Source organism: Ketogulonicigenium vulgare WSH-001, assembly GCF_000223375.1.
GTDB classification, from domain to species: Bacteria; Pseudomonadota; Alphaproteobacteria; order Rhodobacterales; family Rhodobacteraceae; genus Ketogulonicigenium; species Ketogulonicigenium vulgare.
In genome coordinates this window covers 805926-830345 of record NC_017384.1, presented here as the reverse complement: position 1 = coordinate 830345, position 24420 = coordinate 805926, and the positions used below count along the sequence as shown (strand labels likewise).

General features: G+C 59.8%; 26 protein-coding genes and 1 tRNA gene. 14 read left to right on the top strand and 13 right to left on the bottom strand.

The window, feature by feature from the left end:
• Positions 1-35 precede the first annotated feature (35 nt).
• A complete protein-coding gene (locus tag KVU_RS04165; RefSeq protein ID WP_014537660.1) occupies positions 36-1892 on the top strand; it encodes an ATP-binding protein in 1857 nt (618 codons plus the stop codon).
• On the opposite strand, the gene olsA is transcribed toward KVU_RS04165, so the two are convergent.
• Complete coding sequence (gene olsA, locus KVU_RS04160; RefSeq protein ID WP_013384081.1) at positions 1889-2746, bottom strand: lyso-ornithine lipid O-acyltransferase; 858 nt, start codon at positions 2744-2746, stop codon at positions 1889-1891. The two genes, KVU_RS04165 and olsA, sit on opposite strands and share 4 nt — an antisense overlap.
• A gap of 118 nt (positions 2747-2864) precedes the next feature.
• Here olsA and KVU_RS04155 point away from each other — a divergent pair, with 118 nt between their 5' ends.
• The 3 genes from KVU_RS04155 (at position 2865) to KVU_RS04145 (ending at position 6414) form a co-directional block, all read left to right on the top strand.
• Entirely contained in the window at positions 2865-4331 is a 1467-nt protein-coding gene (locus KVU_RS04155; protein WP_013384080.1) for a globin-coupled sensor protein, read from the top strand.
• Positions 4332-4402: 71 nt separating this feature from the next.
• The gene (locus KVU_RS04150; RefSeq protein WP_013384079.1) at positions 4403-4873 is read left to right on the top strand and encodes an SRPBCC family protein; all 471 of its coding nucleotides are present in this window, start codon (positions 4403-4405) and stop codon (positions 4871-4873) included.
• Positions 4874-4983: 110 nt separating this feature from the next.
• On the top strand, positions 4984-6414 hold the full coding sequence (locus KVU_RS04145; protein ID WP_060486252.1) for an NAD-dependent succinate-semialdehyde dehydrogenase: 1431 nt from the start codon (positions 4984-4986) through the stop codon (positions 6412-6414).
• A 15-nt stretch (positions 6415-6429) separates the two neighbouring features.
• On the opposite strand, the gene KVU_RS04140 is transcribed toward KVU_RS04145, so the two are convergent.
• The gene (locus KVU_RS04140) at positions 6430-7059 is read right to left on the bottom strand and encodes a GntR family transcriptional regulator (protein WP_013384078.1); all 630 of its coding nucleotides are present in this window, start codon (positions 7057-7059) and stop codon (positions 6430-6432) included.
• Between the two features lie 57 nt (positions 7060-7116).
• Between KVU_RS04140 and KVU_RS04135 the strand changes: the two genes are divergently transcribed.
• The gene (locus KVU_RS04135; protein WP_014537658.1) at positions 7117-7581 is read left to right on the top strand and encodes an OsmC family protein; all 465 of its coding nucleotides are present in this window, start codon (positions 7117-7119) and stop codon (positions 7579-7581) included.
• On the opposite strand, the gene KVU_RS04130 is transcribed toward KVU_RS04135, so the two are convergent.
• From KVU_RS04130 to purM, 4 genes are all read right to left on the bottom strand, one after another.
• Positions 7578-7985, bottom strand: a complete 408-nt coding sequence (locus tag KVU_RS04130) for a SufE family protein (protein WP_013384076.1) — start codon at positions 7983-7985, stop codon at positions 7578-7580. The genes KVU_RS04135 and KVU_RS04130 overlap by 4 nt on opposite strands.
• 2 nt (positions 7986-7987) lie before the next feature.
• Positions 7988-9154, bottom strand: a complete 1167-nt coding sequence (gene rnd, locus KVU_RS04125) for a ribonuclease D (protein ID WP_013384075.1) — start codon at positions 9152-9154, stop codon at positions 7988-7990.
• 74 nt (positions 9155-9228) lie between these two features.
• The gene (purN, locus tag KVU_RS04120; RefSeq protein WP_013384074.1) at positions 9229-9822 is read right to left on the bottom strand and encodes a phosphoribosylglycinamide formyltransferase; all 594 of its coding nucleotides are present in this window, start codon (positions 9820-9822) and stop codon (positions 9229-9231) included.
• Positions 9819-10868, bottom strand: a complete 1050-nt coding sequence (gene purM, locus KVU_RS04115; RefSeq protein ID WP_013384073.1) for a phosphoribosylformylglycinamidine cyclo-ligase — start codon at positions 10866-10868, stop codon at positions 9819-9821. The genes purN and purM overlap by 4 nt, the downstream gene beginning before the upstream one ends.
• Before the next feature lie 108 nt (positions 10869-10976).
• Between purM and KVU_RS04110 the strand changes: the two genes are divergently transcribed.
• The 5 genes from KVU_RS04110 to KVU_RS04090 all read left to right on the top strand — a co-directional run bounded on the left by KVU_RS04110 (position 10977) and on the right by KVU_RS04090 (position 13289).
• Positions 10977-11052, top strand: a tRNA-Ile gene (locus tag KVU_RS04110).
• A 124-nt stretch (positions 11053-11176) separates the two neighbouring features.
• A complete protein-coding gene (locus tag KVU_RS04105) occupies positions 11177-11650 on the top strand; it encodes a hypothetical protein (protein WP_013384072.1) in 474 nt (157 codons plus the stop codon).
• 221 nt (positions 11651-11871) lie between these two features.
• Entirely contained in the window at positions 11872-12237 is a 366-nt protein-coding gene (locus KVU_RS04100) for a DoxX family protein (RefSeq protein ID WP_049776463.1), read from the top strand.
• A 34-nt stretch (positions 12238-12271) separates the two neighbouring features.
• Complete coding sequence (locus tag KVU_RS04095) at positions 12272-12676, top strand: hypothetical protein (protein ID WP_162467561.1); 405 nt, start codon at positions 12272-12274, stop codon at positions 12674-12676.
• Position 12677: 1 nt separating this feature from the next.
• Complete coding sequence (locus KVU_RS04090) at positions 12678-13289, top strand: hypothetical protein (protein ID WP_044008028.1); 612 nt, start codon at positions 12678-12680, stop codon at positions 13287-13289.
• Positions 13290-13984: 695 nt separating this feature from the next.
• Here the strand turns inward: KVU_RS04090 and KVU_RS04085 are convergent.
• On the bottom strand, positions 13985-14200 hold the full coding sequence (locus KVU_RS04085; RefSeq protein ID WP_013384069.1) for a helix-turn-helix domain-containing protein: 216 nt from the start codon (positions 14198-14200) through the stop codon (positions 13985-13987).
• Positions 14197-14364: a hypothetical protein gene (locus KVU_RS16105; RefSeq protein ID WP_013384068.1), complete on the bottom strand. Its 168-nt coding sequence runs from the start codon at positions 14362-14364 to the stop codon at positions 14197-14199. Before KVU_RS16105 ends, KVU_RS04085 begins: the two co-directional genes overlap by 4 nt.
• 348 nt (positions 14365-14712) lie before the next feature.
• On the opposite strand from KVU_RS16105, the gene KVU_RS04080 reads away from it, so the two are divergent.
• Positions 14713-15774, top strand: a complete 1062-nt coding sequence (locus KVU_RS04080; protein WP_013384067.1) for a CatB-related O-acetyltransferase — start codon at positions 14713-14715, stop codon at positions 15772-15774.
• Positions 15775-16148: 374 nt separating this feature from the next.
• On the opposite strand, the gene KVU_RS16100 is transcribed toward KVU_RS04080, so the two are convergent.
• Positions 16149-16322, bottom strand: a complete 174-nt coding sequence (locus KVU_RS16100; RefSeq protein ID WP_013384066.1) for a hypothetical protein — start codon at positions 16320-16322, stop codon at positions 16149-16151.
• Between the two features lie 278 nt (positions 16323-16600).
• On the opposite strand from KVU_RS16100, the gene KVU_RS04075 reads away from it, so the two are divergent.
• On the top strand, positions 16601-17614 hold the full coding sequence (locus KVU_RS04075; protein ID WP_013384064.1) for a hypothetical protein: 1014 nt from the start codon (positions 16601-16603) through the stop codon (positions 17612-17614).
• Between the two features lie 178 nt (positions 17615-17792).
• Here KVU_RS04075 and KVU_RS16350 read toward each other — a convergent pair whose 3' ends face one another.
• Positions 17793-17921, bottom strand: a complete 129-nt coding sequence (locus KVU_RS16350; protein ID WP_257720550.1) for a hypothetical protein — start codon at positions 17919-17921, stop codon at positions 17793-17795.
• 442 nt (positions 17922-18363) lie between these two features.
• Here KVU_RS16350 and KVU_RS04070 point away from each other — a divergent pair, with 442 nt between their 5' ends.
• Positions 18364-18948 carry a sigma-70 family RNA polymerase sigma factor gene (locus KVU_RS04070; RefSeq protein ID WP_013384062.1) on the top strand — a complete coding sequence of 195 codons (585 nt, stop codon included), beginning with the start codon at positions 18364-18366 and terminating at the stop codon, positions 18946-18948.
• 161 nt (positions 18949-19109) lie between these two features.
• On the opposite strand, the gene KVU_RS04065 is transcribed toward KVU_RS04070, so the two are convergent.
• Positions 19110-20411 (bottom strand): NtaA/DmoA family FMN-dependent monooxygenase, encoded by a 1302-nt coding sequence (locus KVU_RS04065; protein ID WP_013384061.1) that lies wholly within the window; start codon positions 20409-20411, stop codon positions 19110-19112.
• Positions 20412-20465: 54 nt separating this feature from the next.
• The gene (locus tag KVU_RS04060; protein ID WP_014537653.1) at positions 20466-22538 is read right to left on the bottom strand and encodes a TonB-dependent receptor; all 2073 of its coding nucleotides are present in this window, start codon (positions 22536-22538) and stop codon (positions 20466-20468) included.
• Positions 22539-22703: 165 nt separating this feature from the next.
• On the opposite strand from KVU_RS04060, the gene KVU_RS04055 reads away from it, so the two are divergent.
• Entirely contained in the window at positions 22704-23498 is a 795-nt protein-coding gene (locus KVU_RS04055; RefSeq protein WP_013384059.1) for an IclR family transcriptional regulator, read from the top strand.
• Here KVU_RS04055 and KVU_RS04050 read toward each other — a convergent pair.
• Positions 23495-24325 (bottom strand): ABC transporter ATP-binding protein, encoded by an 831-nt coding sequence (locus KVU_RS04050; protein WP_014537652.1) that lies wholly within the window; start codon positions 24323-24325, stop codon positions 23495-23497. The genes KVU_RS04055 and KVU_RS04050 overlap by 4 nt on opposite strands.
• Positions 24326-24420: the final 95 nt, after the last annotated feature.

The following is a 24420-nucleotide window of genomic DNA, read 5'->3' as shown; positions in this document are numbered from 1 at the left end:
CGGATCAACGATCCGCCCAAAGTACGGGGAAGATGATGGCAGTCGTAAAAGGTGAAGTGCCGACAGACACCATGCCGACCGAGGCCGTCACGCTGATCAGTGATCGCAAGGGTCGCCTGTTGACGCTGTCGCCCGCTGCGGCAAGCTGGCTCTATCTGCCCAAGGAAACAGCGGGACAGATGAGCATTGCCGATGCGCTGGTGCTGCGCCTGCCTGATACGCATGAGGAATTACAAGACCTTGCAAGCCGCGCGGGCAGCACTTTGCGCCGGGGCGAAAGCCTGTGGCACGGTCACCTGCGGGTGACGCGGCTGGGCCTGGGGCGGCTGGAATGGTCGGTCTCGCCCTCGCTGGGCACACAGCGCGCCCGCGCGGCCGTGCAATTATCCGACCGCTGGCAGGTTGCGGTGAACCTGCCGGTGCCGCTGGCCCTGTTCGATCTGACCGGCCATATCCGCGCCATCAACGCCGCCGCCGAGGCGCTGCTGGGCCAAGAGGTCACCCCCGGCACGCCCGTCCTCAATGTGCTGGAGGGGCTGGGCCGCCCGATGGTCGACTGGCTGCGCGAGGTGCATGAGGGGCGCGCCCTCTCTTATGTCGAATTCCTGAATGACGTGCAGGGCGATAAGGTGTTCCAAGTCCGCCTCAGCGAAGCGCATGGCATGATCCCCGACGGGGTTTTGGCGATTCTGGACGATGTGACCGAATTGAAACTGCTGGAAGAGCAGTTCCTGCAAAGCCAGAAAATGCAGGCCGTCGGACAGCTTGCCGGCGGGATCGCGCATGATTTCAACAACCTGCTGACCGCGATCTCGGGCCATTGCGACCTGCTGCTGTTGCGCCATGACCGCCATGATGCCAGCTATGCCGACCTGATGCAGATCCACCACAACGCCAATCGCGCGGCCGCCTTGGTGCGGCAATTGCTGGCCTTCTCGCGCAAGCAGTCGCTGACGGTGGAAAGCATCGCCGCCGATCAGACCATCAGCGAGGTTGGCTTCCTGCTGCGCACGCTGCTTGGCGAGCGGGCACAGCTTTTGCTGTCGAACGACAGCGATCTGTCGCATATCCGCGTCGATCGGCGCCAGTTGGAACAAGCGCTGGTGAATTTGGTGGTAAACGCCCGCGACGCCCTGCCAAACGGCGGTCAGATTACGATCGCGACGCGCAATCTGACCTTGGCCACGCCGCTTTTGCGCGATCGCGCCCGCGTGCCCACGGGCGATTACGTTGAAATCACCGTCGCCGATAATGGCACGGGCATTCCCGCCGCCATCCTCGACAAGATTTTTGAACCGTTCTTTACGACCAAACGCGTGGGTGAAGGTACTGGGCTGGGCCTGTCTATGGTTTACGGCTTTGTAAAGCAAAGTGGCGGCTATGTTTTTGTCGATTCAGGGCCAGAGACGCGGCCAGAGGGCGGCAGTTGCTTTACGCTGATTTTCCCCGCCGAAGCGCCCAGCGACACCATACCGACCACGCCCGCGCAGCCCGCGGCGGGCTTTATGCCGCTGCCCGCAAGCACCGGCCAAAACGTGCTAATCGCCGAGGATGAGGCGCCCGTGCGCGCCTTTGCCAGCCGCGCCTTGCGCCTTGCCGGGATGAACGTCCTCGAGGCGGATAGCGCCGAGGGCGCGTTGAAATTGCTGGAAGATCCGCTGGTTCAGGTGGATCTGATCATCTCGGATGTGATCATGCCTGGCCTGAACGGCCCGGCATGGGTGCAGCAGGCGCTGCAAGATCGCCCCGGCACGCGGGTGATCCTGATCTCGGGCTATGCCGAGGAGAGCTTTGACGACCATCGCGCGATGATCCCCAATTGCACATTCCTGCCCAAGCCCTTTTCGCTCGCCGCGCTGGTCGAGGCGGTGAATAAAAAGCTGGCGGCCTAAAGCCCGCTGCGGACGGCAGCCTCCGCGGCAGCGGCCAGCGTTTTGCGGTCGCTGTTATCCGTCACCGGGATCGGCGGGTGAAAGGTCACGCGCACAAAACCATGCTTGCGCTGCGCCAACATCGCCAGAAAATGCGGCGCAAAACCCATTGTGCCATACCAGGCATAAAAGCGCGGATCAGCGCCCGCAGGCGCGATGTAACGCACGGAAATCGGCTGCACCCAGATCGGCTGCTGGCTGTGAACCGCACAGATCGACGCGAAAAGGGTCGTGCGAAACGGCAGCACCCGCTGCCCATCGGTCGAAGTGCCCTCTGGGAAAAACAGCAGCCGCTGCCCTGCGGCAAAACGGGCGCGCATCAGGTCGACCTGCGCCTGCGCCGCGCGCGGATCACGGGTGATAAATAGGGTGCCGGTCAGCCGCGCCAAGGGACCGATCAGCGGCCAGCGCGCAACCTCGGCCTTTGACACGAAGGTCACGCCCGCCGCCGCACCCAGCACGAAAATATCCAGCCAGCTTGCGTGATTGGCAACAACCGCCCCCGCATGATGACTGTCCTTGCCACGGGTTTCCAACCGCAACCCCATGCAAAACAGCGCCCAGCGGCAGCCCCATAGCTTGATCGGCAAGGTCAGCGGGCGACGCTCGCCCATCAAAGGGCGCTCGATCACGCGCAATATAAGCAATATAATCAGCAGGATAAGGATACCGGCCAGCAATGGGATGGCGCGCGCAATGGCGCGCAACTTGCCAAAAGCATCGGGCACCGGGATCAAGGGCGCATTCTCATCCGTCCAGGCAACACCGCTACGCAGGGTGGTGGATTTTTCCTCGGGGGCCTGCACGTCTTTCACCAACCGTCCTCAATTCTTTCAAATTGCGTGAAAACCGCTGCGCTTGCAGCATCCTATTAATCTTTTGCCCCGATGCTGCCCGAAAGGTTCCAGTTTCAACCCGCCGGGAAGGTAAGACATGATCACTTCGACCAGCTATACACCCGCTGCGGCGGATATGGAAAACCGTCTTCCGTTCATCGCCCTCGATTCCGCGGCGCAACAGCGCCTACGCAGCCTCGCCGGGCCCATTGGCGCGGCGATGGGGCCCGCGCTGGACGATTTTTATGCGCGCGTCGCGCAAACACCCGCGCTGCGGCACCACTTCCCGACGCAAGACCGCATGAACAGCGCGAAAACCCGGCAAGAATCGCATTGGAAACGCATCGCGCAGGGCGACTTTGGTCCCGATTATGTCGCCGCCGTCCGCCGGATCGGCGCGATTCACGCCGATATCGGGCTAGAACCGCGTTGGTACATCGGCGGCTATGGCCTTGTTCTGGATCGAATCATCCGCGACATCGTGACAACGCGGCGCACATGGACAGGCAAAGACCGCGCGCGCCTTGCCGCAGACCTGTCCGCCGTTGTGCGGGCGGCGCTGGTGGATATTGATCTGTCGATTACCTGCTATATCGACAAGCTGGACGAAGCGCGCGAGCGGTCCGAGGTCGCGCAGCGCAGCGCGGCCGAGACGATCGCCGCCGCGCTTGGCCGTCTGGCCGAGGGGGATCTGGGCGTGCGCATCGACGCCGAGCTTTCTGCCCGCACGCGCTTTAATGAGACGATGGAAAGCCTTGGCGATGTGATCTCGGCCGTCCATCGCGCCAGCGAAGCGATCAATGTGGGGTCTGCCGAAATTGCCGCCGCCTCGGATGACCTTGCACGGCGCACCGAACAACAGGCCGCAAGCCTCGAGGAAACCGCCGCCTCGCTGGACCAGTTGACCAGTGCTGTGCAGGATTCCGCAACGCGCGCCGCAAGTGCCGAACAAATGGCCAATCGCGCCCGCGACGTGGCCCAAAAAGGCAGCGCCATCATGGATGAAACCCGCACGGCAATGGCGCAGGTCTCGTCATCTGCCGGCGAGATGGGCCAGATCATCGGCGTCATCAACGAGATCGCCTTTCAAACCAACCTTCTGGCACTGAATGCAGGGGTCGAGGCCGCCCGCGCGGGCGAGGCTGGTCGCGGTTTCGCCGTCGTCGCCGCCGAGGTCCGCGCCCTCGCGCAGCGCTCGGCCGAGGCGGTGCGCACCATTCAGGCCCTGATCGACCGCAGCAGCGAGCAGACCGAACGCGGCGCCGCGCTGGTCGGCGCCACCCATGCCGCCTTGGGCGAGATTGTGGTGATGTTCCATGACATCAACACCACCGTCGTCGATATGGCAGAATCGGCGCAAAAACAGGCGCTGAGCATTTCTGAGGTGAACACCGCCGTGCGCTATCTTGATATGATGACCCAGCAAAACGCCGCCATGGTCGAGGAAACCAACGCCACCACCAACTCTTTGAATAACGAGGCAAAAGACCTGACCCAACTGATCCAGCGTTTTGGCGGCATGGGCGCTGCGCCTGAAATGGCGCGGCACGCCAGGGCGGGTTAACTGGACCATATTGACGCAACGTCGCCCGCGCGCATAACCTGTATGCATCCACGATTTGACGGAGAGATCAGGTGCAACTCGACCCGAAAACCGACCTTCGCCTTGAACGCACGATCCCTGTGGCGCGCGACCTGGTCTGGGAATGCTGGACAACGCCCGAACATATCAAGGCATTCTTCGTCCCGCGCCCGCACAAGGTTATCGCCTGTGAGATCGACCTGCGCGTCGGTGGTCGTTTCAACACAACGTTTGAGGTGGAGGGCAATGAAATGGCCAATGACGGCGTTTATCTTGAAATTGTGCCGACCACCAAACTGGTCTTCACCGATACCTATACCGAAGGCTGGAAACCAACGGCCGAGCCGTTCATGACCGCCATCTTGCTGCTAGAGGATGCGGGCGCGGGCCAGACGAAATACACCGCAATCGCGCGGCATCGCAGCGAGGAAAGCCGAAAAAACCACGAAGATATGGGATTTTACGAAGGTTGGGGCATCGTCGTCGATCAACTGGTTGAATATGCGGCGGGGCTAAAGCGGTAACGGGCCGCCGCGCTCACAAAACCGTTCCAATGGGTTGCCGCCCCCGCGCGCGGGGTCTAGCTTGCAGGCGATGCTGATGGGGCAGCGCCCCGCCTTCGCAAGGACATCCTATGTATACTGATACCCTCCTTCTCATTGACGGCATTTGGAGCGAAGCCTCTGACGGCGGTCGCATTCCCGTGGTCAATCCCGCGACCGAAGAGGTGATCGGCCACGTCGCCCACGCCACGCCGACCGATCTCGAGGCCGCTCTGGCTGCCGCGCAGCGCGGCTTCAACCAGTGGAAAGACGTCTCGCCGCTGGAACGCAGCAAGATTATGCGCCGCGCCGCAGATCTGCTGCGCGCCCGGTCCGAGACAATCGCGATGCTGCTGACGCTGGAACAGGGCAAAACCCTGGGCGAGGCCAAGGGCGAAGTGACCGCCGCCGCCGATGTGATCGACTGGTTCGCCGAGGAAGGCCGCCGCACCTATGGTCAGGTGATCCCCGCCCGCGCGCCCGGCATTTTGCAGATCACGATCAAGGACCCGGTCGGCCCCGTCGCGGCCTTTACGCCGTGGAACTTTCCGGTCAACCAGGTCGTGCGCAAGCTGTCTGCCGCGCTCAGCACCGGCTGTTCCATCATCGTCAAGGCGCCCGAAGAGACCCCCGCCTCGCCCGCCGCGATGATCAATTGTTTTGTTGATGCGGGCGTGCCTGCCGGCGTCGTGAACCTTGTGTTCGGCGTGCCTGCCGAGATTTCGGAATATCTGATCCCGCATCCGACCATCCGCAAAATCTCGTTCACCGGCTCGACCCCGGTTGGCAAACATCTTGCCAGCCTCGCCGGCCTGCATATGAAGCGCGCCACGATGGAGCTGGGCGGCCACGCCCCCGTGCTGGTGTTCGATGATGCCGATATCGAGGCGACCATCGCCCTGACCGTACAGCATAAATTCCGCAACGCGGGTCAGGTCTGCGTCTCGCCCACGCGCTTTTTGGTGCAAGATAGCGTCGCGGATCGGTTCATCGACGGCTTTGCCAGCGCGGCAGAACAGATCAAGGTCGGCGACGGGCTGGACCCGAACAGCCAGATGGGTGCGCTCGCGAATGACCGGCGCATCCCTGCATTGGAACGCATGATCGAGGATGCCGTCGACCGCGGCGCGCGTCTGGTCACCGGCGGTCGCCGCATTGGCAACAAGGGCTATTTCTATGCCCCGACCGTGCTGGCCGATGTGCCGCAAGATGCGCTGATCATGAATGACGAACCCTTTGGCCCCGTCGCGGTGATCAACCGTGTCGCATCCGTGGATGCCGCGCTGACCGAGGCGAACCGCCTGCCCTTTGGCCTTGCGGCCTATGCGTTTACCGGCTCGTCCGAGACGGCGTCGCGTCTGCGCGAAGGGGTGCGCTCGGGTATGCTGACCATCAACCACCTTGGCCTTGCCCTGCCCGAAGTGCCGTTCGGCGGGCTCGGCGATTCGGGCTATGGCACCGAAGGCGGCTCTGAGGCGGTCGAGGCCTATCTCGACACGCGCTTTGTCACCCAAAAACTGTAATAAAGGTGCCGCCGCCTAAGCTGCGGCGGCAACCGCATCCATCTGCGCATGTGTCGCGCGGATATGTTGACGCAGTACGGATTTCGCCTCCTCGGCGCGGCGGCCCCGAAACGCATCGACAAGGGCCTGATGCTCGCGCAGCCAGCGTGTCGTATTGGCAGTTTTGCTGTCATATTCGCGCAAGTAAAGCGCACAGATGGGGCGCAATTCCTGCACAATCGCCAGTTGGCGCGGGCAATCCGCCGCACGATACAGCGCGTCGTGAAAGGCCCAATCCGCCTCTTGCCCGCCGGTACGCCCGATGGCGGCAGCGACAACTTTCATCGCAAAATCAACATCATCCATCGCGGATTGATCGGCGCGACCAATGGCGCGCGCCAACAGATCGCATTCCAGCATCAGGCGCAGATCGCGAATTTCCGCAAGATCGGCCTGTGTCAGCGCCACGACCTGCGCACCGCGACCGGGCACCAGATCAACCAGCCTTTGCGCCGCAAGGCTTTGCAGCGCATCGCGCACAGGAATGCGGCTGACGCCGTAAGTTGCCGCAAGTTCCGTTTGCAACAGATCGCTGCCGGGGGGATAGACACCGGCAAGAATGTCGCTACGAATACGCGCGACAAGGGTCAATTCATTCTGGATCATGGTTGGCCTGCCTCTTTTTTGTATACGCGTATACAGGAACAGCCAAGGAAAACCAATATGGAACATAGCTATAGCGCCGAAGTCATCTGGACGGGCAACCGCGGCGCGGGGACGATCAACTATCGCGGCTATGACCGGACCTGGGATATCGCCGTGCCCGGCAAGGCGGTTGTACATTGTTCGAACGACCCGCTGCTGGGCGGCGATCCGACGAAAATGAACCCCGAGGATCTGCTGCTGTCGTCCCTCTCGGCCTGTCATATGCTGTGGTATCTGCATTACGCGGCAAATGCGGGCCTGATCGTCAGCAGCTATCGCGACAGCCCGATCGGCGTGGGCGAGGTCGAAAAATCCGGCGCTGGCCGCTTTCTATCCGCGACCCTGCGGCCCGAAATTGCGCTGAATGCGGGGGCGGATCTGGATCTGGCCCATGACCTGCACCACCGCATTCATGCTGTTTGCTTTATCGCGCGTTCGGTGAATTTCCCGATCAGCTACGCGCCGACGTTTCGGGCGACCTAGGCCGCCGCCGCCGATTGGCGGATGCGTTCAATCATCGCGCGCAGCCCGTTCGAGCGCTGCGCCGATAGATGTTCGCGCAGACCGATGCGGTCAAATTCGGCCAAGGCATCGACCCGCGCCACATCCGCAACCGGCAGGCCGTTGTAAAGTTGCGCCAAAATCGCGATCAAGCCGCGCACGATCAGCGCATCGCTTTCGCCGTCAAAGCGAAAGACACCGCCCTCGATCACTGGATGGATCCAGACCTGACTGGCGCAGCCGGTGACTTTGGTTGCGGGCACGCGCAACGCCTCGTCAAGGGGCGACATCGCCTTGCCCAGCTCGATCACATGGCGATAGCGGTCTTCCCAGTCGTCCAAAAAGGCAAAGGTATCAACGATTTCCTCGAATGCAGACGTGGCCATGATCACGCCTCGCTCAGGCGGATCGTGACGACATTTTGCCCCTTGGCGGCCAAAGCGATCTTGCCCTCGCACAGGGCCAGCGCGTCATCGCCAAACAACTCTTGCCGCCAGCCGGACAGGGCCGCGACATCGCGCTGCCCCGCCGCAATTGCATCCAGATCATGCGAGGAGGCGATCAGTTTTTGCGCCACCCCTTCGGCCTCGGACCGGGCTTTCAACAGCACGCGCAGCAGATCGGCGAGCGCCGGATTGACCTGCAAGGCGCTGTCTTTTTCGACCGCAAGGCGCGGCATCTGATCGGGGCGCAGCGCCAAAGCGCGCTTGACCGCCGCCAAAATACCATCCGCGATCGGGCCACGGCGCGCCTCGCGCAGCAGCAGGCGCGCCGTGCCCAGATCATCCTCGGTCGCGGGCTTTAGCGAGGCGAGCTCCAGCATCGCGTCATCTTTATAGACGCGCGAACGCGGCACATCCTGCGCCTGCGCATATTCCTCGCGAAAGCGCGCGAGTTCTTTCATCACCGCCAGAAATTTTGCGGATGATGTGCGCGTTTTCACCCGCAGCCAGGCCTGTTCGGGGTCGACACGATAGGTATCAGGGTCGTTCAACACGCCCATTTCCTCGGCCACCCAAGCGGCGCGACCGGATTTGGCGATTTGCGCCGACAGATTTTCATAGATCTGGCGCAGATGCGTCACATCGGCCAGCGCATATTCTTTTTGCGCCTCGGACAGCGGACGGCGCGACCAATCGGTAAAACGCGAAGTCTTGTCGATATCGGCCTTGGCAATTTTGCGCGCCAACGTCTCATAGCTGACCTGCTCGCCATAGCCGCAGACCATCGCAGCGACCTGCGTGTCGAACAAAGGCGCCGGAATAACGTTCTGCCCGACCGAGAAAATTTCCAGATCCTGCCGCGCGGCATGGAACACTTTGACCACGGCGGGGTTCAGGAACAGATCATATAGGGGCTTCAGGTCGATCCCATCGGCCAGCGGATCAACCAGCGCGGCATCCGCATCAGGGCCGGAAAAGGCCAACTGCACAAGGCAGAGTTTCGCGTAATAGGTGCGTTCGCGCAGGAACTCGGTGTCGACCGTCACATAGGGATGTTTGGCCGCTTCAGCACAAAAGCTGGCCAGCGCTTCGGTCGTCGTGATTGTTTTCATCAGCCTGCCGTAAATTCATGAGCTTGCAAAGGTGACGCAAGGAATAGGACATCACGCTGCCAAGTAAAAGGGCATCATTCCAGAATGATTGCGGTCTGATCGCCCGATGCAAAGCGTTTCAGCACGGCGGGATACAGGCGATGCTCTTGCACCAGCACCCGCGCGGCCAAAGTTTCAGGCGTGTCATCGGGCAAAATGGCGACCCGCGCCTGCCCCAGAACCGGCCCGTCATCCAGCGCCGCAGTCACCAGATGCACCGAGCAGCCATGCACCGCATCGCCCGCCTCAATAGCGCGTTGATGGGTGTGCAGCCCCTTATACAGCGGCAACAGCGAGGGGTGGATGTTCAGCATCCGCCCTTCCCAGCCCGCCGTGAATTCCGGCGTCAAAATGCGCATGAACCCCGCCAAGCAGACCAGATCGACATCGGCCGCGCGCAGTTCTGCATCCACCGCCGCGTCAAACGCGGCGCGATCCTTGCCAAAGGGGCGGTGATCGACAACAGCGGTGGGAATACCCAACGCGGCGGCCTTTTCCAGCCCGCCCGCATCGGGGTTATTCGCAAGCACCAGCACCGCGCGCGCCGGGAAGTCACCCTCCTCCATCGCGCGCAGCAGCGTCATCATATTAGAGCCGCCCCCCGAGATCAGGATCGCGACACGCCTCATGCCGTCAGCGCGCCGGTATAGCTGACGCCTGCGCCTGCGGTGATCTGGCCTAGGGTGTAAACCGTCTCGCCCTCGGCTTGCAGTAGCGCGGTAATCTGCGCCGCGCGATCCGCCGCGACGACGACAACCATACCGATACCGGCGTTAAAGGTTTTCAGCATTTCCGCCTGATCCAGACCGCCGACCTGCCCCAGCCAGTTGAACACCGGCGGCAGCTTCCATGCGTTCAGATCAATCGTCGCACCCATGCCTTCGGGCAAGACGCGCGGCAGATTCTCGGTCAGACCGCCGCCGGTGATATGCGCCAGCGCATGCACGCCGCCCGCACGGATCGCCGATAGCACCGGCTTCACATAAAGACGGGTCGGCGCCAGCAGCACCTCACCAAGCGCGCCATCTGCAAAGGGGGCAGCATCGTTCCATCCAAGGCCCGCTTTTTCAGCGACCTTGCGCACAAGCGAATAGCCGTTCGAATGCACGCCATTGGACGCAAGGCCCAGCAGCACATCGCCCGTCGCCACGCCCGCAGGCAGATCGGCACCGCGCTCCATCGCGCCAACCGCGAAACCGGCCAGATCGAAATCGCCGTCGTGATACATGCCGGGCATCTCGGCCGTCTCGCCGCCCACCAGCGCGCAGCCCGATGCGGCGCAGCCATCCGCGATGCCGCCGATCACACGGGCCGCCTCGTCGACCGACAGCTTGCCGGTTGCGAAATAATCCAAGAAGAACAACGGCTCGGCGCCTTGGCAGACCAGATCATTCACGCACATCGCCACAAGGTCGATGCCAATCGTGTCCAGATGGCCGGTGTCGATCGCGATGCGCAACTTGGTGCCCACCCCGTCCGTGGCCGAGACAAGGATCGGATCGCTATAGCCCGCCGCCTTCAGGTCGAACAACGCGCCAAAGCCGCCAAGGCCCGCCATTGTTCCCGTGCGGCGCGTGCGCGCGGCAGCCGGTTTGATCCGCTCGACCAATGCGTTACCGGCGTCGATATCAACACCTGCTGCGGCATAGGTCAGTTTACTTGTCGTATCGCTCATGGCTCACCCCGATTGCCCTGACGTTCTCCGCCCGCCGATACCGCAGATACTGCCGCGAGGCCAGTAGCAACTTGACCAGATGCGGTGGCTGACCTATCGGATGCAAGGGGGCCTGTAGCTCAATGGTTAGAGCAGAGCGCTCATAACGCTTTGGTTGGGGGTTCGAGTCCCTCCGGGCCTACCAATCCCCCCAATGTCCCTTCATCAATCTGACACATTTCGCGCCTATCTCCCGCGATATGTGGGCGCGACCGGGATGCGCCTGCGTTTATGCCGTGCTTTGGCCGGCAGATAGTGACAGGTTTTACATGAATATCGTTACATCTTTTGCCCTCAGCCTTGCACTTGCGGTCGGGCTTGGTGGCGCTGCTGCGCGGGCGCAGGTCGGCATGCAGCAAACCATGGCGCCCACAGCCAGCGGCTATGCCTATGCCAATATCAAAAAGGCTGATCGCAGCGTGGGTGTTCTGCATATCGAGGTAGAGTTTATCACCGATATGCAGGGCTATTCGGGCGAGCTGATCTATGGCCCAATCCCCGCGACCGATCTGGACAGCACCATCTATCTGCAGGCGGGCGATGCGCATCTGCCGCTGATCCGTGTGGATGGGGTCGCCAATATCCATGACACGATGCAGCTCGCCTTTAACTACAACCCCAACCGCAACCCACGCGTCGGGCGTTGGCAGGGTGATTTTATCGCCCCCGAAGGCGCCGCGCCGGTCTATTTGATCCTGCCCAATGTGGCGCCTATCGGGCCGATCACCATCCGAGACCGCTAGGATATCTCTTTCAAGGCGAGATGACCTTGCGTCACATGCGGCACCGCCAGCCCTTGCCTTGGGCAAAATCGCGGCCTATCGGTCACTTGCCGAAAATAGAGTTGCAGGGTGGTGTCTCCTGCACCCGGGTACGGGATCTTCTTCGCCACGGCGTCACACAGGCTTTGGTGTTGGCGCAGGCTTTGACGATGTCAGCGCAGCCGGATTATGAAGGAGACCCGATGTATATTTATGCAATCTTGCCGAATTCGGCCTTTTCCCTTGGTGCCACATGGCTGGGCTGGGCGCTGGCGGCGTTCTTTGTGCTGGGCGGCGTGGTGAATTGGATCGGCACCCCATCCGCGCGGGCCGATTACGCACGCTGGGGCTATCCCAGGTGGTTCCATTATGTGACAGCGCTATGCGAACTGACAGCCGCAGCCCTGCTGGTGTCGCCCTTTACCCAGATCTGGGGCGCGGCGCTGGCAGCGCTGGTGATGGCGGCGGCCTGCACAACAGTGATAAAACATAAGGAACTGGGCCACCTGCCCGCGCCTGCCATTGTGCTGGTGCTGTGTTTGATCTGTATGTTGGGCAATTTGATTTAACGACATGGCCCCCGCAGCGCGTATTGCGGGGGCCATGATTTCACATCTGCAATCAGATCGCGTGGCGGAATTGCAGGTTGATCAACAGACCATTGATGAAGACCGCAACCGCACTGTTGAACACAATCCCCGTATTCCGGCGGGACCGGCGCTCGTGGCGGGTCAGGCCCAAACGCGCGATACACAAACCAGCCGCCGAACCCCCACAAGGATCCGCCGAACCCACCCCAGTAGGCAAAGTCCACGCGGGCCGCGCGCGCGGTCATCGACGGTCGAGCGCATGACGCCGGCCCATGCAAACCACGTGATTTTGAAGCTGTCGTCCTTGACAACTTTTGTATGGGGAAAGAATAGCCTGCCACAAAGGAGGGTTTGGGATTGCTTTATTGTTTTTGTGTGGGTCACCTATGCGGGGCATACCAACCAGATAGAAGTTTGATATGATATTTGAAAATCTTATCCCTATGCTATGTGGCTGGTATAATCTGAGCGCGAATGAGATGAGTCTGACGGGAGATCAAGTCAGCCACATTAAGAATGATATTCTTCGCGATTATTACAAAAAATTTGGCGCATTGACCGGGCCAGTCGCCCCGATAATTCAAGCCGATGGCGGACACCTTGAGGCGCAGGATGTTATGATATGCGCATCTGAAGTGATATCGAAGGATTCCTACGCTATCTTTTGCCATGAGAACCAAGCGGTCTTTTCTCTTGCTGCCCATGACAGAGAAAACGAAGGATTTGCATTCGGTACGCTTGGCCACTTCGACAGCCCGGAACATGCGTTTGCCGTGGGTATAAGTTTGTCAGAGATTTTGGTGACATTTGCCCTTCGAGAAGCGATTTTCAGTGCACAGCGTACCTTTTGTGCACGACCACAGCGCGCGCAGAATGAATTGAAATCCAGCGCGCGCAGGGGGATCAGCACTCGATCTCGATACCTTGGGCCTGATGATTACCACGTCTTTCACTTCGGGGAGGATGCGTGGCTTATGGAGTTCCAGGGTATGGAATTCTGCGCAAAGCGTGGAAGCTTCAAGAAGCCATAGTTGCACGCAAACTTGACCTGCCCTTTTAACGGCGCGGCGCAAACCCAAGGCTAGGCTTGCGGTTAACTTTCCCCAAAACATCCATCCAAGCGACCACGTCGGCCTCTGCATGCCCTCCGCGTGCACCTATTCCCGGATTGGCGGGGATCGACCAAGTGGGCGGTGACGCAGACCTTTGGCGTCACCCTTTTGCATATCGCGATATTCTAGCAGGGCCGCTCACCAGCGCGGAGTCAGCGTCTTTGGCGGCGATGCCCAAGGGCCCTTGTAAAATTCAGATCCCTCTTACGTCTCTCGCATACCAATACAGCAGATCAAATATGACAGCCTAGTGCCTGCCTTATGATCATAGCGTTCGGGGATTGATCAGCCTACGTATAAAGAAAAAACCGGTCGTAGAACGCTTAAGGTAGTAGATAGTCTGCCTTATCAGCTCATAGGTTATCGCACATAGGCTTATACACCAAAATACCCGCTGAATGGTCAGCGCATGGATACGATCATCTTTGTTTCCATTGACGTCGGACCACCTATTAATTCCCAAAGTTTTTACATTATCGTCCATCAATCAAGAATATTTGAGAAAATAAGTGCTGCTTTATCCCATGCATTTTTCACCGTTTACTTGCGAAAACTTTGCCCTGAACAAAAGCCGCGCTGGCGTTAAACCTTCTCAATAATCGCCCTGCCCCGTGTTAAGCCCGCCCTTGTGGCCATTGCGGCGGACGCCAGCCCGACATAAGCCAGGCCATCACGCGGGCCGCAACGGGATTCACGCCACGCGCTGTGGATCGCGTGTCGGGCATTTCCCATTTGCGGATCGTTTGGGGGGCAGTATCAAGAATTGCGCCCAACTCAGATTGGGTAAGGCCCAGCTTTCGCCGGGCCTCTTTGAATTCTTCGGGCGTCATCCAAGGAAAATTTTCACAAGCGCCGCAGTCGCCCCCATCAACCCCGCCGCAGCGAGGAAGGGCGCAAGAAATGTGCTGACGGTCACTTGCTTGGTCTCAGCCAGCAGCTTCGCGATCTCGGCGCGCATTTTGTCATCTGCAAGGCTTTGTTCAGCTTGGGTCACGTCGATCTCCTCGTTTGGCGGGATGTTTTCCCATCGACATCCACAAAATAGCGCCATTGGCGCTAAAAATCAACTGCAATCTCGATACAGTTGCGGATTTATATTGGGATAGATCCGTGTAAATCAACCTTTTGCGGGCCATCGCATACCTGCGGCATAGGGTCCGTATCGATTGCGGCGCTGCGATGCAGACGAATGATATGCCTTACGCAAGGATAGTCTAATTTACGTGCAACGTCGACCGAAATTCATTCATCCGCCTTATAATCGTGGAAAATATGGCGCATTGTCTGGACAAGATATCCCGCAATAGCTAAGGCGCGCAAACGCATTTAAAATGGATATATTATGTCGTCGGTCGAATATTCAGCAACCATAGAGCGCGTGCTGGAAGATTATAGAATATTTGATGCAAGATCCGGATTGGTGAAAGAGCACACCACAAGACGTCGCAGATTAAAAGCGGGCAATCGTTTACATTTCAACCCCTCCACCACTATTGAGGAATACGTGACAATCGCAGCGGGTCATAACCTGTATGAGGTGGGCGCGTTTTCATCCATAGTGTCTGTTTTGCCAGTGCATGCGCGTGTCGGTCGCTATTGCAGCATTGCCACAGGCTTGTCGTTTCTGGGCTTTAATCACCCATTCAAAGCCGTCAGCCAAAGTTCGGCTGTTTTCAATTTTGATCGCGAATTTATTGCCTCCTATCTTTCTGATGCGCGGGTACGGGGCACTATTACGAATGATCCCCGCGAAATTGCCGCCCCGCAGCCCGAACGCAAACTGATCATTGGCCATGATGTCTGGATTGGCGAGAATTGTACCTTTTCCAGCAGTTTGCAGATCGGGAATGGTGCCATTGTCGCCTCGAACTCCCATGTGGTAAAGGATGTGCCGCCCTATGCAATCGTGGGGGGCAATCCGGCAAAGATTATACGATATCGCTTTCCAGATGAAATCATCGCAAGGCTTGAGGCGTCTCGCTGGTGGGATTACGAGTTGGCGGCAATGCTCGATCGCGGCATAGATTTCTCGAACCCTCAGAATTTTCTCGACGTCTTTGAATCACAAAATGATCTACCCAGGGCCCAATATAGACGGCTGCGCCTATCGAGCTTTCTTATCGCACCCGAAACAAATGCAATCATCTCGCATCACGGCGGTATCGTCAGATTGTCGGATCAGGGTGATATCAGCCATGATACCAACTATACAGACAGTGCAGCGATAGCGACTATCGATCGATTGCGCGATGCAGGATATACGATCACTGCAATGCAAGATGGCCGCATCACGGTAGAAAAGCACGGCAAAAAGCTGTCAGCGCAGCCAAATGGCGGTTTCGCCCAAGTCTATCACATCGCGGATTGGGAACTATTCACTATGGTCGGACATCCATCTGAATAGACCCAAATCGTTCTTTCCCGCAAAGCGATGATACCCCTTACCCGGCAATGCGCCGGGTAATTTTTCATGAGTTACAGCCAACGCGGCTGCGGATTGCGATGATAAAGAGCCGCTGAACCACCTGCGCCACTGACATTTGGCTTTGCGGCAAGAAACTGATTTGAAGTAAATATTTAATTCGGGATCGCGAAATCATGGTTTGATAAGCGACGTGATCCGGTTGCGCGACGGTTTTCTCTATCCTTAATCGACAAAAACATCGTCGATGGGCGCTGCCCTACGCGCCTCGGCGGCGGCGCGCTCAATCAGGATAATTTCGTTCACCACAGATCAGCCGCCGCCGATGTCTTTTGCAGCCTCGGGATGCGACCCTATCAGCCGCGATGGCCCTTCTCGCGATTTGCGCCACCAGCGTTAGGCTCGTTGGTTCGTGGCGCTTTATTCGGGTTATGCGGGGTCGACGCGTTACCCATTTTCTGCTTTTGGGCTTCTTCCTTCACGTCGAATTTCGTGTCCTCGGCTTTTTTGTCAAAGTCAGGATGTGTCATCGCAGATCTCCTTTCAAATTAACTGCCGCCAGGGAAACGCCCCGCCCCGGCCATCCGTTCCTCACGATGTGTTAACAGGTGATCACGGAACCGAGACGATAGTTCGCGTGTTTCGTGGATGTAGCAGCGCATATTCAGGTGCGTTGCACGTATCACGCACTTGCCGAACTCGGCACATCTCAGGGGCATCTCATGAACAGCATCATCTATCTCGTCGGCCTCGTCGTGGTCGTTCTGGCTATCTTGTCGCTCATTGGCCTGCGCTAGGAGTCATGGGCATGGAAAATCCGACAACCACACTGCCCCCCCGCCGCGATCGCGGTGTCGGGTATATCGACTGGGCCGCTATTCTTGGCGGCACCGTCGTCGCAGCCGCGATTGCAGCGCTTTTTATGGCTTTTGGTGCCGCTCTTGGGCTGTCAACGATATCGGCCGAACCCGGCGAGGGTTCGTTTAACCTGTGGATCATCGTCACCGCTGTGTGGATGGTGATCACACTGGTCGTAAGCTATATGGCTGGCGGCTATATCGCCGGACGACTACGCCGTCAGGATGACGAGGCAACCGCCGACGAAATTTCGACGCGCGATGGCATCACCGGACTTGTCGTGTGGAGCTTGGGCATGTTGCTGACAGCCTGGATGGCAGGCAGCTTGATCAGCGGTGCCGCATCGGCGGTTGGCACGGCGACAAATGCGGCTGGCGCAGCGGTGGGCGGCATGGCGCAAGGCGCTGGCGCGGCAATCGGCAGCGCGGCACAAGGCGTCGGTAACGCGGTTTCGGACGAGGATTCCGACGGGCTGCTTGACTATCTGAACAGCACCTTGATGCGCCCGGCAGTGGACGGCGTTCAGCAATCGGCCCAGCAACAGCCCGGTCTGGTGACCACGCCCGGCACGCCTTCGATGGATGATGCCGAGCTTGCTCGCCAATCCGGTGTGGTTCTGGGTAATGTGCTGCGCACGGGCGAGATCTTGGATACCGACCGCCAATTCCTGATTGCCGCCGTGGCACGTCGCACAGGTCAGACCGAGGCCGAGGTAGAAGCCCGCGTCGACGAGACTGTGGCTAATATCCAGCAAGCCCGCGCAGAGGCCGAGGCCGCAATCGCCGAGGCGCAACAAGCGGCGATAGACGCCGCCGAGACGGCTCGCAAAAGTGCGATCCTGACCGCCTTCTTGCTGACAGCGGCAGCGCTGGTTGCCGCAGCCGCAGCCGTGGCAGGCGCCGTGCGCGGTGGTCGCCATCGCGACGAGGGGCGTATCTGGGGCGGTTTTTCATATCGCATCTAAGCCGGCCCGTATGGTCAAGACAGGGGGTGCGCCGCGGCGCGCCCCTTTTTAATGCGCGCTTGCGCCGGTCTTTAGACCACAAATAAAAAGCGGCAGATCGTGATCCGCCGCCTTACACATCGTATCAATCTTACACTCAGCGCCGCAAAATCAATTTACCGCAGGGATCTGCACCTCTTCAGAACGTTTTTTTAGGCTCAAAGTCAGCGGGATTTTGATCTGCCCGCTGGTCTTTTTGCTTACGCTCTTCTTCGGCGATCCGCTTGACTTCGTTGCGCGGGTCTTGCTTGGTGTTATCTTGGTTCATGAAATTTCTATTGTCGGAACCCATATGAGTATCCTCCATATCGCCGCTCGGGATATTCCCGCGACCTCATACATCTAGTGATCAAACGTAACGATACGACCGCCCGTCCGAAACGATCTCTCAAATCACTGTAAAGATGACAAACTATTATGATCGTGCGGGATGTGGATCAAAAATAACACGCTGCATTACGTCTTTTTACGCTTTTACCGCCGCATGCCGCCTTGAAATTCAACCGTCATATAGGCGGTTTTGCGCCGCTTCGCTGTGAATTTCATTATTATGCCATAGTACCATCAATAGCTGCGATACCAACAGTGCAAGCGGTCAGTTCAAAAGCGAACTGTCGCACCCGACCTCATCCCAAATCCACAGATAAACGCCTATAGTAGCCGTGCTTTATGGCCCTGTTCTTTGAGGTATTTTGCAAAAGGAGGACATGATGCACAGCATTATCAATACTTCTGCACCAAAAATTAATCTGCGAATTCAGTCACATCATCAGGATCTATACGATATCGATAGCCACCACCAAAAGACCTTGCGACAGATTGTGTCTCTGGGCCCGGATATGAGAAAATTCGCCATCTATCTTTGCCGAAATTCCAATGATGCAGACGACTTGGTTCAAGAAACCGCGCTAAAAGCGATCAGCAAATCGGATCAATATCAGCCGAACACCAATCTGCGTGCATGGTTATACACGATTATGCGCAATAATTTCTATACGAGTTGCTACAAACGGGCGCGTGAAAAGCCGGGCGATCTGGATTGCGCCTCAGATATTCCTGTCGAGGATTGCGATACAGCATATTGGCATCTGCGTATGACCGAGGTTTCCAGCGCGATGAGATTAATCTCGCCGCATTTAAGCCAAGCAATCAAACTCGTCGCGATGGACGGCTACAGCTATCAACGCGCGTCAGAAATTATTGGTTGCAACATCGGCACGCTGAAAAGCCGCGTGAACCGTGGCCGGGCGGCGCTCAGAAATCGTTTGGGTGAAGATCAGATGGTGACAGCGTAATCATCCGCCGCGCCGCATGGCGAAGACGGGGGGGTGATGCCCCCCCCGCCGCACGGCCTGCTCGGATACATGCGGATTGATACGACCTGCCTACCACCTTGTTGATGCGAACATATGGGGCGGCACACGATCAGCCCAGCGCTTGGCGATGCGGCGGCGGATCAGGCAATCCCCAGATGATCGGCGAAATGCGTGCCTGTATACGCGCTGCGGAACAGCCCGGCACGCGCCAGCGCGGGCACCAATTGCTGCAGCGCGATATGCATTGATCGGGTCGAGCCGCAGGGCGCAAGGATCATGCCGTCGATCACCCCTGCCCCGTGCCACTCGGCAATCTCGGCCACGGCATCCTCTACTGTGCCGACAATCGTCCAATGCGGCGCGGCGACCAGCTCGTGCCGGTTCAGCAATTGCGCGACGGTGGGCGCCTCAGCCGTGATCAGACGGCGCAGACGCGCCTCTAGCATCGCGGTGCGGGGCTTGGCGGGCGGCAGATCGGCGGCGGTGACCTGCCGCGCATCCGGCCAGTTCCGCAGATCAAGGCCCAGCGCGTCCAGCACCTTGTCCAGACGCCTCTCGCGCGGGATACGGGCGTGAGTTGCGGAAAACAACGCCTCGGCCTCGACGCGGGTCTCGCCCAGATAAAGGCCGATCCCGGGCAGCACGCGGATATCCTCGGGCGCGCGGCCATGGGCGACGGCGCGGGCGGATAGATCGTCCCGCAGCTCTTTGGCGGCGTCGAAATCAGGGGTCATGGCGAAGACGATATCGGCGGTGGCCGCCGCGAAATCACGCCCAGCGCCCGAGGCCCCCGCCTGTATCAGCGGCACACGCGGGCCGGGATAGGCCGGCAAGTTCAGAGGCCCCTTGATGCGATAGCTGCGCCCGACATGGTTGATGGGATGGATTTTGCTGGTATCGGCATAGCGCCCGCTGGCGCGATCGGCCAACACCGCATCCGCCGGAAAGCTGGCCCACAGCCGGTGGACAACATCGGTGAATTCGGCGGCCTCGGCATAGCGATCCTCGGATTTCGGCAGGCTCTCCATGCCGAAATTCTCTTGCCCCTGCATGGCGGTGACAATGTTCCACCCCGCGCGGCCCTTGGACAACCAATGCAGCGACATCAATTGCCGCGCCACCAGATAGGGCTGTTGCAGCGTGGTGGATACGGTCGTCACGAGCCCGATATGCGAGGTCTCACGCGCGATAGCGGCCATCAGCATGGTGCTGTCCAGAGAGGTAAAGCCAAAGCTTTGCTCCAGCCGCTCCATCGGCAAATACAGCGTATCGGGGCGGAAGACGAAATCCAGATGCACCGCCTCGGCCATACGGGCGATATCCAGCGCGAAATCGGACGAGAACAGCCCGTCGATATTGCTGTCATCGGCGCGCCAACCCTCGCCGCTGAGCCAGGTGGGCGCCAGCGACATGCCGATACAAAGTTTCCGTCGGGTGGCCATTGGGCTTCCTTTTTGCATAGCACGGCCCCCGCACGAACGGGGGCCGGATATCATTTAAAACGTGCCGCGGACACCCAGGCCCACGGTACGCGGCGTGGTGATCGAGGCCTCGATCCCGCCGCCGGTGCGGTTGTATTGCATCGCGGTCGGCACGCGCTCGTCGAAGACGTTGTTCACATAGCCATAGATTTCCAGCCCATTGTCAAAGCGATAGGCGGCTTGCAGATCGGCCAGCGCGTAATCATCGACGACATAGGCTTCGGTATTGGCGATATCGGAATAATAGCCGCCAAAGGCACGGATCGAGCCTGCGATGCTCAGCGCCTCGGTCGCCTGCCAATCGGCGCCCAGCGCCAGCGTATAGCTGGGCGATTTTGCAAATTCATTGCCCTCATAGCTGCTATTGGCGGTGACCTCATCAATCCCAGTGCGCAACAATCCCGCCGAGGCGCGCAGCTTCAGCGTATCGCTGGCCGCGAAATCAAGCCCGACCTCCAGACCGTAGGAATGCGCCTGTTCGGCGTTGATCGTATAGCTTTGCGTCACACCGGGCGAGACCTCGACCGCGATGTTATACTGCTGATCCTCGTAATCCATGTAGAAGATGTTCGTGGTCAGGAACAGGCGCTCCTCCAGCAGCGTCGCGCGCGAGAACAGCTCGTAGTTCCAGATCGTTTCCGCCTCGAACTCCTGCCACGCCTTCGATGACAGATTCAGCGTCAGACCGCCGGGGTTATAGCCGCGGCTGATCATACCGCCGATGTTGAAATCGGGCGTCACCTCATAGGTCAGCGCCAGTTTCGGCAGCAGTTCGGTAAAGGTCTGGTCATAGGTCGCAGGCAGCGTCGCCGCATAAGATGTGCCAAGACGCTCGATCTGGTCGCTTTGCAGGCGCAGACCGGCGTTCAGGCTCCAGCGCTCGGCAAAGTTCCAGGTCGCCTCGCCAAAGACGCCGATATTGATCTTGGTATCGTCAAAACTCGAATTGCCGGCGGTCAGGCGTAGGGCCTCGTCCGCCTCGACACGGCGCACGAACAGGCCGGCAAGGCCGGTAAAGGCATCATCTGGCTGGCCAAAGGTCAGACGCGTCTCGTTCGAGAAGTCGCGCGTGGTGATATCGGCATCACCGTTCCCCGTACCCACGCGCCGCTCGACCGTGCCATAGGAGGCTTGGGTCTGGTTGGTCAGCACCATACCATTGCCAAAGTCCTGCTCGATATCCAGCACCAGAGCGTCCTGCTGCTGATCCCAACCGGGAACGGTGGTCGCATAGGCGTTGTTCAGATCGCTATAGGGCGCAGTGGCCATTTCCTGCGTCGGGCGGTTGGTGTCGCTATGGCTAAAGGTCAGCTTGACGGACAGACCGTCCATATCGCTGGGCAGCCACAGCAGCTTGCCGCGCAGGTTCAGGTTCTGGAACGAGTGATCTGCATCGCCGGTGGTAAACGAAGGGTTCGTATAATTGATGAACGTATCGCGGCTAGTATAATCGACCGAGATCCGCCCTGCCAGATTGTCGGTGATCGCCGAGGAATAGGCCAGCGACACACGGCGGCTATTGTTCGACCCGACCTCGGCGCGATAGGCACCCTCGGGCGTAAAGGTCGGGTCATTGGTATTCACCACGATGGCGCCCGCAATGGCGTTGGCGCCTTGGCTGGTGGTTTGGGGGCCGCGATAGACCTCCAGCGACTGGCTGTCCCAGATCGAGCTTGCACCGTAATACAGCTCGTTAAAGCCCAGATAATGGCCGTCGACGCTGACCGCGACGCGCGGCACGGTGCCCGAAAAGAACGCGCCCGCCCCGGTGTTCGGCCCTTGGGTATCCAGACCGCGAATAACCGGCGCGCTGACATTGTCGGGATAGACAAGGTTCGCCGTGCCCGAAATGGCGGTCGACAGCGAATCCGCACCGGCATGTTCGCGCGCAAGATCCTCGGCGGTTTTCACCTCGACCGAATTTGCGGTGTCCTGCTGGTTGCGCAAGCCCCGGTCGCCCGTCAGCGAAATGTAGATATTGCCAAGATTGGTGGACGTCTGTTGTGCGGCCAGCGGCAGCGCCGCGGCAAGGGCAAAGGACAGGGTGCTGACACCAAGGGTCAGGCGGGCGCGTGTGCCAAGGGCCATAATGATCTCCGGATATGGATTTTCCCGGCTGGCGATAGGCTGGCGTCGCGAATGCGTATTGCATTGCAGAACGCATACCGCATGTCAACACGCGCCCCGCGCAGTTTCGGCTTTGCCTGCCCCCTTGCATCGGGTTAAGTGACCGGACTGCAACAAAGGGCCGCGATGATGGACGAGTTCGAGCTATTCCCCGAGGAAGACCCCGAAACCGGGGGCGGCAAACGCTCGCCCATGATCCAATCGGTGTCCTTTGCGGCGCGGTTTCTGAAGGTCATGGCCGAGGCGGGCAGCAGCCTGCCCCTCAGCGAATTGGCCCGTCAGGCGGGGACCGGCCGCTCGACCGCGCATCGCTATTTGCAAAGTCTGGTGAAAGAGGGTCTGGCGCGTCAGGATCGCGCCACCGGCCATTACGATCTGGGGCCGATGGCGCTGACCATCGGCATTGCCGCGCTGAAACGCACCGATGCGATCGAGGTGGCCGCCCAGCATACCCGCGATCTGGCGCTGCAACATGGCCTCAGTGCAGGTGTTGCGATCTGGACGGATCGCGGGCCGGTGCTGGTGCGCTGGTATCGTAATGTCTATTTCGCCATCAACCCGCTGGTGCTGGGCGATATCCTGCCCCTTGATAACACCGCCTGCGGTCTGGTGTTCCAAGCGTTCCTGCCCCCCGCCGCCGTACAGGCCGCCCGCGCCAATCAGCCCGAGACCTTTCGCGGCACCCCGCCCGATGCGCCGACGCTAGAGACGATCCGCCAGACCGGCTGGGCGGAAAAGACCAGTCATCTGCTGCCCAATGTCACCGGCCAAGCCGCGCCGGTCTTTGACGTGCAGGGCGAGCTGGTCTGCGTCATGACCACCGTCACCGACCTTGGTCGTCTTGCCCATCCCGAGGATCGCATGGCCCTGCTGGCCGAGGCAAAGCGGGTGAACGCCGCCCTCGGCGCCGCTATCCCCTAGACCTGCCCCCTAGCGCGCCGCGTCGGCACAATCATTGGCGTCTGTGTCACCGGATCAGGCAACACGATCGAATCGAGGTCAAAGACGCGTTTGACCAGCGCCGCATCGACGATCTGATCGGGCGCGCCCTCGGCCAGAATATGGCCATCGCGCATGGCGATCAAATGGGTGGCATAGCGGCAGGCTTGGTTCAGGTCGTGCAGCACCGCCAGTACGGTGCGCCCCGCGTGGTTCAGATCGGCCAGCAACTCCATCAGATCGACCTGATGCGCGATGTCCAAAAAGGTCGTCGGCTCGTCCAGCAGCAGGATCGGGGTTTCCTGCGCCAGCACCATGGCGATCCAGACCCGCTGGCGCTGACCGCCCGATAGCGCCTCGACCCGGCGATCCGCCAGATCAGCGGTGCCGGTCTGCGCCATCGCCCGCGCAACCGCCGCCGCATCCGCCGCCGACCATTGCCGCAAGAAGCCCTGATGCGGGAAACGCCCGCGCCCGATCAGCTCGGCCACGGTGATCCCCTCGGGCGCGGTGGCGGTCTGCGGCAACAGCCCCAACCGCCGCGCCACCTCGATCGAGGGGATGGCGCTGATCGACTGGCCGTCCAGCAAGATCTGCCCTGCCGCAAGCGGCAGCAACCGCGATAGCGCCCGCAACAGCGTGGACTTGCCGCAGGCATTAGGCCCTACGATGACGGTAAAGGCGCCATCGGGGATCGCGACAGTTAAATGCGTGGAAATTTCGCGCGTGTCATAGCGCAGGGTGATAGATTGCGCGTGAAGGCGGGCCGTGTCGGCTGGCTGCATGGGCTGCGCGGGGCGGGATGTCATGATCAGCCTCCGATTGTTGCGACGTGTATTGCATCGCGGAACGCGTTCTGCAATATCAATCCTGCCACGCGGGCGATGCCGCCCGCTTTAGCCTT